The organism is Streptomyces sp. LN549, assembly GCF_043203805.1.
Lineage (GTDB): Bacteria > Actinomycetota > Actinomycetes > Streptomycetales > Streptomycetaceae > Streptomyces.
In genome coordinates this window covers 3499423-3511317 of record NZ_JAZHRI010000002.1, presented here as the reverse complement: position 1 = coordinate 3511317, position 11895 = coordinate 3499423, and the positions used below count along the sequence as shown (strand labels likewise).

Sequence of the window (11895 nt, the reverse complement as noted above, 5' to 3'; positions counted from 1 at the left end):
CGGATGGGGTCATGTGCCAACGCGGAGCCGCGCGCCAAGCCCGGATGGTGGAATGCAGACACGGCGAGCTTAAACCTCGCTGCCCCTCGGGGGCGTGCCGGTTCGAGTCCGGCTCCGGGCACCATCGCGCGGTTCGTCCCTGGGGGGCCTGCCGGCCGGCGGCGACCCGCCCATCGAGGACCTGACGTCGGACCCGCCCCGCCCCGCACCCCGTTCCGTCTCCGGGACCGGCGCGGACGCGCGCCCCGCGAGCAGCCCTCCTCCCGGTGGAACAGGCACCGTCCGCGCCGGGGGCGCGAGGGATAGGGTTCCGAGCGAGAGGAATCCGCTCGGTGCGCGCGAGCCGCGCCAGGACCGGACACGGGCGCGCCGCCCGGGGAGGAGCCGGATGCTGCAGGCGCTGGGACTGAGCCCGTCCGAGGAGGCCGTCTACACGGCACTGCTGGTCCGACCGTCCGCCTCCGTCCGGGATGTCGCCCTGCAGGCCGGACTCGGGGAGGGCGAGAGCGAGAGGATCCTGCTCGACCTCGCCGCGCGGGGTCTGGTTGCCGTCGCCCGGGAGGCCGTGGCCGACGGACCGGACTCGGCCGGCGGCAAGGACGGACCGCGGTCCGCCCGCTACCGGCTCACGCCGCCGTCGGTGGCCCTGGCCCCTCTCCTCGCCGAGCAGCGCAACGCCCTGCACCTGGCCGAGACCGCGTTCTCCAAGCTGACCGAGCAGTACCGCACCACCGCCGCGCACACGGCCGGCGGCGTCGTGGAGGTGGTCGTGGGCGTGGAGCAGGTCGCTCACCGCTTCCTCCAGCTGCAGCGCGGGGCGCAGCGGGAGTTGCTCGTCTTCCTGGTCGGCGAGCCCACCGCCGTGCCGCGCGAGGACACCGACACCTCGGAGAGTTCCGCGCTCGACCGGGGAGTCGACTTCCGTGTCGTGGCCGACAAGGACTACCTCGCCGGTCATGAGGTGGTGCAGGACGTGCGGCAGGCCGTGGCGGCGGGCCTCGTGCTCCGGCTGGCCGACTCGCTCCCGCTGAAGATGGTCATCTCGGACCGCGAGCGCGCCATGGTGCCGCTGGACATGACCGAGTCCGGGGGCGAGCCGAGCGCGATCGTGGTCCACCCCAGCGGCCTGCTGACGGCCCTGGTCCATCTCTTCGAGAGGGAGTGGGCCCAGGGCCGACCGATGTTCACCACCGGCGCGGGCGTGCGCGAGGAGCCGGCGGTCGATCAGCAGCCGACCGATGAGGAGCTGGAGGTCCTCGCCCTCCTGCTGGCCGGGATCTCCGACCGGCGGGCAGCCTCCGAACTGGGACTGTCCATCCGCACGGTGGAACGACGGGTGCGGCGTCTGATGGATCTCTCCGGCGTGGAGTCGCGGCTCCAGCTGGGCTGGCACGCGGCGCGCGTCGGCTGGCTCTGAGCCGGCCCGCCCCCGCGGAACCGCGGCGGGGGATCAGGCTGTGACAGCGCGCTCGCAAGCTCCGACTGCCCTTCACCGTACGGAAGTTGCGCGTCCGGTACTCCAATTATGACGGGATGTCGGACTTCCGCCACGTGGGAAACCCGCCATGCGTGGCACCCCTGAGCGGTCCATATCCCTGCCAGGATGCAGCCGCAGCACGGCATGTTCATGGATTTGAGCAGGGAGAATCATGCATCCAACAGGGCGAATAGCCTTGGGCGCGGCGACCGCCGCCGTCCTGGTCCTGACCGCGGTCACGCCTTCCGGGGCGGCGGGTACACCCACCGACGGCGCCTCGGGGAAGAGACCCCTCATCGGCAGCGGAACTGCGGCTTCCGGTGGCAAGCAGGTGACGGTCACCCTCGTCACCGGTGACAAGGTGCTGGTGACCACGGACCCCTCGGGCCGCAGCTCGGCAGCCGTCCTGCCGCGCAAGGACGGGTCGCAGCCGATCGTGCAGACCTATCAGCTGGGCAAGGACCTCTACGTCTACCCGGAGGACGCCTCGCAGGCGATCGCCGAGGGCAGGGTCGACGAGCAGCTGTTCAACGTCAGCGGGCTCATACGCCAGGGGTACGACGACGCCCACGCCGACGAGCTGCCCCTCATCGCGACGTACGAGAACCGGGTCGACGTCGCCGCCGCCGCGCAGGCGACCCCTCGTGGAGCCGAGCGGGGCCTGAGCCTCCCGGCGGTGAACGGCGTCGCCCTCAAGGCCGACAAGGACGGTGCCGCCGCCTTCTGGCAGGACGTCAACGCACCCCGTTCACGTACGGCCGCTCCGTTGAAGAAGCTGTGGCTGGACGGCAAGGTCAAGGCCACGCTGGACCGTTCCACCAAGCAGGTGCACGCGCCGGAGGCCTGGGCCGAGGGCTACGACGGCAAGGGCACCAAGGTCGCCGTGCTGGACACGGGTGTGGACGCCGAGCACCCCGACCTGGTGAACCGGGTCGAGGCGGCGAAGAACTTCACGGACTCCGCCGACACCGCCGACCGGCAGGGCCACGGCACCCACACGGCCTCCACCGTCGGCGGTTCCGGTGCGGCCAGCGAGGGCCGCAAGAAGGGCGTCGCCCCCGGAACCGGACTGCTCATCGGCAAGGTCCTCAACGACGGCGGCTCCGGCCTGAGCTCCTGGATCATCGCCGGCATGCAGTGGGCCGTCGACCAGAAGGCCGACGTCGTCTCCATGAGCCTGGGCAACCCCGAGATCGGTGACTGCGCCGATCCGCTGGCCCAGGCCGCGCAGCAGCTCTCCCAGAACACCCACAGCCTGTTCGTGATCGCCGCGGGCAACTCGGGCTCCGGCACCGAGACGGTCTCCTCACCCGGCTGCGTGCCCGGCGTGCTGACCGTCGGCGCCGTCGACCGCGACGACACCACCGCCTGGTTCTCCAGCCGCGGTCCGGTGGCCGTCACCCACACCCTCAAGCCCGAGATCGCCGCACCCGGCGTCGGCATCTCGGCGGCCGCAGCAGGCGGGCGTGGCGTCTACGCCTACCAGTCGATGTCGGGCACCTCCATGGCCACCCCGCACGTCGCGGGCGCGGCAGCAGTCGTCCGGCAGGCCCACCCGGACTGGACCGCGCAGCAGATCAAGGCCGCCCTGGTCTCCTCCGCCCGCACCGGCGGCAACGTCGCGGGCGCCGACGAGACAGGCGCCGGCGTCCTCGACGTGTACGCGGCGGTCCACCAGAAGGTGCTCTCGGCACCCGCGGTCCAGGGCGGCAGCTACGACTGGCCGCAGGACGCATCGGACCGCAGCACCGTCCAGGTGCCCTTCACCAACACCGGTACCGACGACCTCACCCTGAGTCTCAAGGTGAGCGGGGTGCACGGCAACGACGGCAGCGATGTCAGCTCCGCCGTCATCAAGGCGGCGCAGGACAAGGTGACCGTTCCCGCGGGCGCCACGGTCCAGGTGCCGGTGCGGATCGACCCCGTCGCCCGTCTCAAGGCCTCCCAGTACGGTGCCGTCACGGGCCGGATCATGGCGTCCGGCGGCGGTACCCACATCTCCGTGCCGGTCACGCTCTACGTCCAGCCGGAAACGGTCACCCTCCGCGTCAAGGTCATCGACCGCAACGGCAAGCCCGCGGCCGGCGCCTCCTCCCTGGACCTGGTCAGCCTCGACGCCGACAAGGGCGAGCGCCGCAGCAACCAGGGCGCGGCCGACCAGACGTTCAGCGTGCGCCCGGGCGACTACGCCCTCTCCGGTTTCGTGGTCACCACCAACGCGGACAGCACGCCCGACTCCATCAGCTACGTCGGGCGCCCGCAGCTCCGCATCACCGGTGACACCACCGTCGTGCTCGACGCCCGCAAGGCCCACCGGCTGAGCGTGCGCACCGACCGGCCCTCGAAGATCAGCCACACCACGTTCAGCTACGCCCGCACCTGGGACGACACCTGGCAGCTGAGCGGATCGCTCATGGCGGGCAGCGCCGTGCAGAAGTTCTACGCCTCCGTCGACGGGCGTGCCAAGAACGGCTTCTTCGAGTTCCGCCCCACCTGGCGCGCGAACGGTTCCGAGGGCGGCTCGCCCTACGTCTACAACCTCACGTTCCCGACCCAGGGCCCGGTGCTCTCCGACCGGACCTACCGGGTCGGAGACTCCAAGCTGGCCCAGGTCACCGAGAAGTGGAACGCCCTCGGGAAGGAGACCGACTACCTCGACGGACTGTTCATCGTCCCCTCCTGGAACCCCAACACCTCCATCACGGTCAACCTGCTCGACCCGGTCCCGGTGCCCGGCACCCGTACCGCCTACTACACGACCGGTGACGACGTCTGGCTGCACGGTGCGCTGACCAGCTTCCCGTTCGCGGCGTTCATGAACGACCGGGACCGCACCTACCGGGCCGGGGAGCGGCGTTCCGAGGAGTGGTACGGCGGCCCCATGCGGCCGGGCGCCGCCCGGGACCGCGCCGGCGACCTGGCGCTGGCAGCCGAGCGGCAGGGCGACCTGATCGGCATCCAGACCGCCCTGTGGGTCGACGGCTCCGGTGACCACTGGTCCTACGGCGGGTCGTTCGGCGACCTCGGCAACCTCGCGCTGAAGCGCAACGGTGAGCAGATCGCCACCAGCACCTATCCGTACGACGCGTTCGAGGTCCCGGCCGAGGACTCCGCCTACGAGCTCACCCAGAACCTGGACAAGATCCCCACCTCGGACAAGCCCTGGCTGCGCTCCACCTCGGTCACCACCACCTGGAGTTTCCGCTCCCGCCTGGAGCCGGACGTCTACTCCCGCGGCCTGCCGATCGTCTTCCCGGCGTACGACCTGCCGGCGGACGGTATGAACACGCTGCCCGCGCGCGGCGGCATCAAGGTCGGCCTGTCGGCCGAGGGCCACGCCGGATACACCCCGGGCGCGATCACCGAGGCCTCGCTGTCCTACTCCTACGACGGCGGTGCCACCTGGACCCAGGCGCCGACCCGGCACAAGGACGGCAAGTGGACGGCCGTCGTCGATCACACCGGCGCCACCGGTGAGCAGGTCATGCTGAAGGTCGGCCTCACCGACTCCCACCACAACGCGGTCACGCAGACCATCACCCGCGCCTACGACGTGCGGTAACCGCACCACGCCCCAGGCCGGGCGGTCTCCCACGACAGGGGACCGCCCGGCCTTCCGCGTGCGGCCGCAGGAGCGATCGGGGCGCCACTCGTACGGGCGCACTTCAGCGGGGCGGCGGCCAGCCTCCCTACGGCCCCTCGACGGGAGTGGATGATCGGGGCCTCCCGGTCCGCTGCCACGAGCGGCACGCGCATGCGCGACCACATCGCCGCTGGAGGATGCCCGCATGTTCCGTCCGCTGCGCGCAGCGATGTCCTCGGCACGGAACTCGACCGACCGCGACGACATCACCGCCATCCGCACGCCCGCCACCCGCGACGTCGTCCTGGCGACCTTGGCGACGACGGCCGTGGTGGTCGTCCTCGGTCTGCTGACCGGGACCGCGGTTCTCCTTCTCGGGCTGCTGGTGTTCCTGCCGGCGTTCGCCGCCGCCCTGTGCAGCCCGCGCCAGACGGCGCTGGTCTCCGCCTGGGTGAGCCTCGTCGTCATCGCGCCGGTGGTCTTCCAGCCCGGGGAGCGGGTCCTCGACCGGGTGATCCTGACGCTGTTCGCCGTCGGCTTCGGCGCCCTGGCCGTCTACGGTGCCCGGATGCGCATCGCGCGTGAGGGCGCCCTGGTGCGGCTGCGGTCGACCGCAGCGGCGATGCAGCGGCAGATCCTGCGGCCGTTGCCGCTGCTCACCGACGATGTCCTGGTGGACGGCGTGTACGAGCCCTTGCAGGAGGACAAGCTCGTCGGGGGCGACATCTACGACGTGGTCGCCACTCCCTGGGGCACCCGGGTCCTGATCGGCGATGTCCAGGGGAAGGGGCTGGCCGCCATCGGGATGGCCATCGACGTGGTGGGGGCGTTCCGGGAAGCCGCCCACCGCGAGCCCACGGTGACCGCGCTCGTCGACGCACTGGAGGCGGCGGTCGTCCGGCACAACGACTACGCCGGACAGCGCGGCGAGCCCGAACGGTTCGTCACCGCGCTCGTCCTGGGCGTGGACACGGGCACCGACACCCAGGTCGTGGGGTGCGGCCACATCCCGCCCTACCTGCTGCACGAGGGCGTCGTCACCGCCGTCGGCGCGGGGGAGGAACACGTACCGCTGGGCCTGGCGAATCTGGTCGACGAACCGCGCACGGTGGCATGGTTCGCCTTCCCCGCCGGGGCCACGCTGCTGCTGTGCACCGACGGCCTGACCGAGGCCCGTTCGCGGGACGGCGCCTTCTATCCGCTGGAGACGCGTCTCGGCGGCCGCGTCGACATCACCGCCGGCCGGCTGATCAGTTCACTCGTCGACGACGTGCGGGACTTCACCGCCGGGGTACAGCAGGATGACCTGGCGGTCCTCGCGGTACGCCGTGCCCCGCGCCAGGCGCCGTAGGGCCGACCTCCACCGGAGCGCCGTCAGTTGACGCGCTGGGTGGCGAACAGTTCCAGGTGTGAACAGGCGGGGCAGCGGTAGGCGTCGATCTGCCAGTGCGGCAGCCCCATTCTCCGCGCGCCGCCGAACAGGCCGCGCTGGAGGGGGCCGGCGATCCAGCGCGCGTATCCGCGGGAGCCCTGCCCGGAGTCCTCGACGAAGCCGGGTTCCAGCCCGACCGCACCACACTGGGTGCATCGCATGTTGTCCATCGGGGTGTTGGTCATCGGGGGAGTGTAGTGAGCGGCCGCAGGCCGCGGACCGGCTCCGCGGAATCTCCGCAAGGTCCGTCCGGACCCACTGGGCCCACGGTCACTCGCTCGTACGTCCGGAATGGGGCCCCGTATTTGGGCCCACGGGCCCGTGCCCGAACACACACACCTCTCGTAACCTCCGACCCCTAAGGCCATCGGGGAGGACAACAACATGCCACGGACGAGGTGTCGGGGGGCCATGTCCTCGCGTAGTGCATGGGACGACCGGGGTGGAACCGCCCTGGAGTACGTCGGCATGGTCATGGTCGCCGTGGCCATCGTGGGCGCCCTGCTGGTGACCGGCCTCGCCGGGCAGATCAGCGAGCGGTTCTCGTGCGCCATCTCCTCCGTCACGGGCGGCGGTGGATGCACCGGCGGTGGCGGGAGCGAGGCGGGCGGCGATCCCAACGCCGAGTTCGAGCCCCTCACCTGCGCCACGGTGACCAAGTCCGGAACCCAGGGCGGCAAGTTCGGGGTCTCGTTCGAGACGCTCGGCGTCGAGTTCGGCGGCGAGTTCGGTTTCGAGGAGACGACGACCAAGGCGAAGACGGACGTCAACAAAGACGGCAAGATCGACGACAACGACGAGCAGGTCTCGCTCACCTTCACCGACGCCGGCTCGATCAAGGGCACGGAGAAGCCCAAGGGCCGTATCAAGATCGGCGACGTGGGCAAGGACAAGGTGGAGATCGCCGCCGGTCTCACCGTCACCACGGGCGACACCTGGGTCTTCGACAGCCAGGAGGAGGCGGACCAGTTCCGCAAGGACCTCCAGGAGTACAAGAAGCTCAGCCGGCTGAACAAGCTCTCCAACCTCAGCCCGATCGTGGGCGGTTCCACCGAGATAGCCAGCTGGTTCGGCAAGGGGCCGAAGGCCGAGGAGAGCCGCCTCAAGCAGAACATCGAGGACAAGCTCGGCAACAAGCACATCACCACGCAGAAGATCAGCCTCGAAGTCGCCGCCCAGGCCGGGTTCCAGTTCGGCGCGGGCATGAACGCCCCCGACACGACGAACGCCGACGGCACGACCACCCCGGCTCCCAAGCCCGGCGCCACCGTCGAGGCCGGCCTCAAGATCTCCGAGGCCCAGGAAGTCACGCTGACGCAGAACCACATCAACAACACCGACGCGTACACCTACCAGGCCAAGGCCACCGGCGGTGCGTACGCGAAGGGCGAGGCCGGCCCGGCCAAGGCGGGTGCGGAGGCCTCCGGTTCGGCGGCGGGTGCCATCACCGTCACGGTCGACAGCAAGACCGGCAAGGTGAAGAGCATCACGATGACGCGGACCCTGGAGGGCAAGGCGGACGCCAGCGCCGGTCTCAAGGGCGACGTCAACGGGAACGCGAAGGGCGGCGGGACCACCACCCAGGTCATCACCACCACCGTCCCCCTGGACGACAAGAACATGTCCAAGGCCGAGTCCGACGCCATCAAGGCCCAGATGTTCTCCGGCCAGGGCATGAACAGCGCCTTCAACTACCTCTTCACCGGTACGCCGGTGCCGACCGAGGACCCCGGTCCGGGCGACCCGTTCGGCCACTACGCGTTCAACCACGGCCAGGTCAGCAAGCAGGAGTACGACGGCTCCTCCTCGTCCGAGGAGATCGGCCTCGACGTCAACCTGGAAGTCGCCGGCATCAACGGCGCCTACACCAGCTCCGAGTCGCAGAAGAGCCTGACGAAGGCGGAATTCCTGGGGGCTCCCTCCGGTGGCCAGCGCTCGTTCTTCCCGTACAGCTACTGTGCCAAATGATCCACAGGTACAAGGAGACGTGATCATGACCAAGCTTTCCGTCCGGCGGACGGTGCGGGCTGTCGCCGTCGCCACCGCTGTACTCACCGCCGGTCTGATGCTCACCGCGTGCGGTGGCGAGGAGGGCTCGGACAAGGCCGCGCCCGCCACGCCGAGCGGCTGGAAGAAGCTCGCAGGACCGACGGTGTCGCTCACCTACCCGGCCGGCCTCACCGAGCAGAGCAAGGCGGAGCGCGGCAAGCTCAACGACGCCGCGGCCCTGCAGAGCGAGGGCGACCGGCCCACGGTGAAGGTGTCGATCCAGAGCGGCTTCGCCGAGGCCTCGACCGGTGACGACGCGGCCTCGGTCGGCAGGGCCCTCCTCATGGCGAGCACCGAGGTGAAGGGCACGAAGGACGCGGACATCAAGGGTGCGAAGGATGCCAAGCGCATCGACTTCACCTACACCGGTACGGGTGTGCCGCAGTCGCCTCCGAAGGGCGCGACGGTCGACGGCGTGGTCATCACGGGCGTCGACTCCGAGGGAAAGATCTACTCCGTCCGCATCGACGCCCAGGAGGGCAAGCTCAGCGACGCCGACCGGACGAAGATCGTTGACAGCATCCAGGTGAAGTAGCGCCCGACCGCCGGGCGACGACGAAGAGGCAGCCGAATGTCCCGATACGACGTACACCGCGGGTACGCCCCCGCCCACGCGCCCGTCCACGACCGGCCGCGGCTGCTGAACTTCATGCTGCCCTGGGCCGCGGGCATCGTGGTGATGCTGGCGACGCAACTGGCCCTCGCCATCCTCGTCTGGGACATCATCACGGGCGACGACGTCTCCACCATGGACTCACCGGTCCGCACCGTCCTGCTGCTCCACCTGCCGTCCGCGGCCTGCGTCGCCCTGGGCACCTGGGCCGCGGCGGCCGTGCACCAGGGGGCGTCCCGGGAGTCGCGGGTACGGCACTGCGTCGCGGCGTTCACCCCGGCCGTCGCCCTGCAGCTGGTGATCTTCTTCTCGCAGGGGGGCGACCTCACCGTCCTCACGTTCCTGGTGCAGCTGGTCGTCCTGGTGGTTGGCTGTGCGGTGGGCTTCCTCGTCGACAGGCTGCGCAACGATTAGAAGGTTCTCCATGGACACGTCGCTCGTCATCACGGGTGTGGTCGCGCTGGCGGCGCTCAGATCTCTGGGCCGGACGGTCCGGCAACTGCGCGGCGTCCGCTCCGGCGTGACCGCGCCGGCGCGCTGCATCCGGGTGTACGAGCGGGACTCGGCGACGGGCTCGACGGGCGACCGGCGGGCCTGGCACGTCTTCGCGTTCACCGCGCAGAGCGGTGAGTGGGTGGAGTTCCAGAACGGCGGCAACAAGCGCTTCCACGAGGGGGCGCGGGTCACGGTGCGCTACGACCCCGCCGACCCGGGCAGGACGGCCACCCTGGCGGGCGGCCCACGCGCCGCGCTGGCCGAGGGGGCCGTCTCACTGCTGCTGATGGGGCTGGTCCTGCTGATGTTCCTCACGGACTTCCCGGAGAACCTGTTCAACTGACCGGCTGTCCCCCGACTGTCAGTGCCCTCTGCTGTGATGACGTACGGAAGCGACGACGGGCGACGACGCACAGCGCGGAGGCGGAACAGTGGGAACGTGGGGCGCGGGCAACTTCGAAAGCGACACGGCGGCGGATCATCTCGGGGACCTGGCCGGCCGGTTGGTGGCCGAGGTGACCGAGGCGATGGCCGGCGATCCGGTGGAGCTCGAACCGGACGAGTACTGGGGCGTGACCGTCCCCTGCAACCTGGAGCTGCTGCTCGTCCTGGACCGGCAGGGCTGGGTGGGGGTGACCCTTCCGCCGCCCGAGGTGATCCGGTCGTGGCAGGAGACGTTCCTGACGGTGTGGGAGGCGACGATCGACGGCCTGGAGCCGGACGCCGCGTACAAGGACGAGCGCCGGAAGGTGCTCAACCAGACGTTCGAGCACCTGGCCGAGGCGTCGGCGGCGACAGCGGAGTAACGGCCGCCGGGCGCGGGCGATGCGCCGCCGCTCCGTATCGCCGCCGACAGCACCGCGGGGAGTGCACCCGGGCTCAGCTGTAGTGGGCGATCTTGTCGTCGAGGACCTTCATGGCCCGGTGCAGCGCTGTCACCCGCTGCTCCAGGGCGGTACGGCGCTCGCGCAGGAAGGCGACGCGCTCCTGCGGAGGGTGTTCGGCGCGCAGGATGGCGACGAACCCCCGCAGGTCCGCGATGCCGAGACCGGCATCGCGGAAGCACGTGACGAGACCGATCCAGAAGACGTCGTCCTCGGTGTACTCCCTGCGGCCGCCTCCTGAGCGCCGGATCGGGCCGATCAGCCCTTCACGCTCGTAGTACCGCAGTGTGTCGATGGAGACGCCGGTGCGGTCGGCGGCCGCGGCCGGGGTGATGGTCGTCATGGGGCTCCTCCCGGGACCGCCGCTACCGTGCTCCGGCGAGGCGTGTCAGGTGCTCGGCGCCCAGCCGCACACGGCGTGCGGCGAGTGCCTCCTCGATCTGCTCCACCCGGCTTGCACCGACGATGGGGTCGATCCCCTGCAGCATCAGCCATGCGAGGACGACCTGGTTCCTCGTGACCGCGAGCTCGTCGGCGACGTCGTCCAGGACGGCGAGTACCCGAGTGGTTCCGGGGTGATCGTAGGTCGGCGGAAGCGGCTTGTCCTCGCGCACGTAGGAACCCCACATCAGGGAGCTGTACGACCACACCGCGAGCCCCTCCGACCGTGCGAGGTCGAGATCCTCGGCGGTGAGCATGCGGTGACCGCCCTCCGCGACGGGGGTGAGCGGGCGCGGCTGGACGAGCGAGTGGCGCAACTGCAGGCACGTCCACGGCTCCACGCCCCGCTCCCGCGCCAGTGACCGGGCGCGCTCGACGCGCCAGGCGGCATGGTTCGCAGCCCCGATTCGCAGGGCCACTCCCTTCGCGACCAGTTCGCCGAAGGCGCCTACCGTCTCCTCCAACGGAACGTCACGGTCCTCCGCATGGGCCCAGAGCAGATCGACGTGGTCGACTCCGAGCCGTCCCAGGCTCTCCTCCACACCGGCGTGAACGGCGCGCGCCGAGAGCCCCTCGGCGCTTTCCGGCGAGTGCGGGACGAGCGGGTTGTGACGGACCTTCGTCGCGATCCGTACGGTGTCGCGCGCGCCCGGGCGGGCCTGGAGCCACGCGCCGATGACACGCTCGCTGGCGCCGCCGACACCGGCGGGGTCGGTCCAGAAGGAGTAGCAGTTCGCGGTGTCGAGCCAGACTCCGCCGTCGGCGACGAAGGAATCGAGGATCGCGAAGGCCCGGTCCGGGGCGACGCGGGTGCCGAAGTCCATGGTGCCGAGGATGATCTGGGGATCGGTGGTATCCATGCCGTCCATCCTCGGATCTGGAGCGCGCTCCAGGTCAAGCGATGGTGGCGAACAGTCCGGG

General features: G+C 70.6%; 11 protein-coding genes and 1 tRNA gene. 9 read left to right on the top strand and 3 right to left on the bottom strand.

What is annotated here, in order from left to right; translation table 11 throughout:
• The first annotated feature begins 38 nt into the window (after positions 1–38).
• The 4 genes from SH922_RS15695 to SH922_RS15680 all read left to right on the top strand — a co-directional run bounded on the left by SH922_RS15695 (position 39) and on the right by SH922_RS15680 (position 6411).
• Positions 39–124, top strand: a tRNA-Leu gene (locus SH922_RS15695).
• Positions 125–388: 264 nt separating this feature from the next.
• Positions 389–1417, top strand: a complete 1029-nt coding sequence (locus SH922_RS15690) for a helix-turn-helix domain-containing protein (RefSeq protein ID WP_393058578.1) — start codon at positions 389–391, stop codon at positions 1415–1417.
• 232 nt (positions 1418–1649) lie between these two features.
• Positions 1650–5039: a S8 family serine peptidase gene (locus tag SH922_RS15685; RefSeq protein WP_393058577.1), complete on the top strand. Its 3390-nt coding sequence runs from the start codon at positions 1650–1652 to the stop codon at positions 5037–5039.
• A gap of 226 nt (positions 5040–5265) precedes the next feature.
• Entirely contained in the window at positions 5266–6411 is a 1146-nt protein-coding gene (locus tag SH922_RS15680) for a PP2C family protein-serine/threonine phosphatase (protein WP_393058576.1), read from the top strand.
• A gap of 23 nt (positions 6412–6434) precedes the next feature.
• Here the strand turns inward: SH922_RS15680 and SH922_RS15675 are convergent, their stop codons facing one another.
• Complete coding sequence (locus tag SH922_RS15675) at positions 6435–6662, bottom strand: hypothetical protein (protein ID WP_393063581.1); 228 nt, start codon at positions 6660–6662, stop codon at positions 6435–6437.
• Positions 6663–6903: 241 nt separating this feature from the next.
• Here SH922_RS15675 and SH922_RS15670 point away from each other — a divergent pair, with 241 nt between their 5' ends.
• From SH922_RS15670 to SH922_RS15650, 5 genes are all read left to right on the top strand, one after another.
• The gene (locus tag SH922_RS15670; RefSeq protein ID WP_393058575.1) at positions 6904–8460 is read left to right on the top strand and encodes a hypothetical protein; all 1557 of its coding nucleotides are present in this window, start codon (positions 6904–6906) and stop codon (positions 8458–8460) included.
• A 25-nt stretch (positions 8461–8485) separates the two neighbouring features.
• On the top strand, positions 8486–9076 hold the full coding sequence (locus tag SH922_RS15665; protein WP_393058574.1) for a hypothetical protein: 591 nt from the start codon (positions 8486–8488) through the stop codon (positions 9074–9076).
• 36 nt (positions 9077–9112) lie between these two features.
• Positions 9113–9568, top strand: coding sequence for a hypothetical protein (locus SH922_RS15660; RefSeq protein WP_393058573.1), 456 nt, complete (start codon positions 9113–9115; stop codon positions 9566–9568).
• 10 nt (positions 9569–9578) lie between these two features.
• Positions 9579–9992 carry a DUF3592 domain-containing protein gene (locus SH922_RS15655; protein WP_393058572.1) on the top strand — a complete coding sequence of 138 codons (414 nt, stop codon included), beginning with the start codon at positions 9579–9581 and terminating at the stop codon, positions 9990–9992.
• Between the two features lie 88 nt (positions 9993–10080).
• Positions 10081–10455, top strand: coding sequence for a DUF4259 domain-containing protein (locus tag SH922_RS15650; RefSeq protein ID WP_393058571.1), 375 nt, complete (start codon positions 10081–10083; stop codon positions 10453–10455).
• 73 nt (positions 10456–10528) lie between these two features.
• Here the strand turns inward: SH922_RS15650 and SH922_RS15645 are convergent, their stop codons facing one another.
• The gene (locus SH922_RS15645) at positions 10529–10876 is read right to left on the bottom strand and encodes a MerR family transcriptional regulator (RefSeq protein WP_393058570.1); all 348 of its coding nucleotides are present in this window, start codon (positions 10874–10876) and stop codon (positions 10529–10531) included.
• A 22-nt stretch (positions 10877–10898) separates the two neighbouring features.
• Positions 10899–11834: an aldo/keto reductase gene (locus tag SH922_RS15640; protein WP_393058569.1), complete on the bottom strand. Its 936-nt coding sequence runs from the start codon at positions 11832–11834 to the stop codon at positions 10899–10901.
• Positions 11835–11895 lie beyond the last annotated feature (61 nt).

Excerpts from the sequence above, each read along its gene's own strand:
- SH922_RS15675 (WP_393063581.1), bottom strand. The coding sequence starts at position 6,662 with ATGGACAACATGCGATGCACCCAGTGTGGTGCGGTCGGGCTGGAACCC.
- SH922_RS15655 (WP_393058572.1), top strand. The coding sequence starts at position 9,579 with ATGGACACGTCGCTCGTCATCACGGGTGTGGTCGCGCTGGCGGCGCTC.
- SH922_RS15660 (WP_393058573.1), top strand. The coding sequence starts at position 9,113 with ATGTCCCGATACGACGTACACCGCGGGTACGCCCCCGCCCACGCGCCC.
- SH922_RS15645 (WP_393058570.1), bottom strand. The coding sequence starts at position 10,876 with ATGACGACCATCACCCCGGCCGCGGCCGCCGACCGCACCGGCGTCTCC.
- SH922_RS15665 (WP_393058574.1), top strand. The coding sequence starts at position 8,486 with ATGACCAAGCTTTCCGTCCGGCGGACGGTGCGGGCTGTCGCCGTCGCC.
- SH922_RS15690 (WP_393058578.1), top strand. The coding sequence starts at position 389 with ATGCTGCAGGCGCTGGGACTGAGCCCGTCCGAGGAGGCCGTCTACACG.
- SH922_RS15640 (WP_393058569.1), bottom strand. The coding sequence starts at position 11,834 with ATGGATACCACCGATCCCCAGATCATCCTCGGCACCATGGACTTCGGC.
- SH922_RS15680 (WP_393058576.1), top strand. The coding sequence starts at position 5,266 with ATGTTCCGTCCGCTGCGCGCAGCGATGTCCTCGGCACGGAACTCGACC.
- SH922_RS15685 (WP_393058577.1), top strand. The coding sequence starts at position 1,650 with ATGCATCCAACAGGGCGAATAGCCTTGGGCGCGGCGACCGCCGCCGTC.
- SH922_RS15670 (WP_393058575.1), top strand. The coding sequence starts at position 6,904 with ATGTCCTCGCGTAGTGCATGGGACGACCGGGGTGGAACCGCCCTGGAG.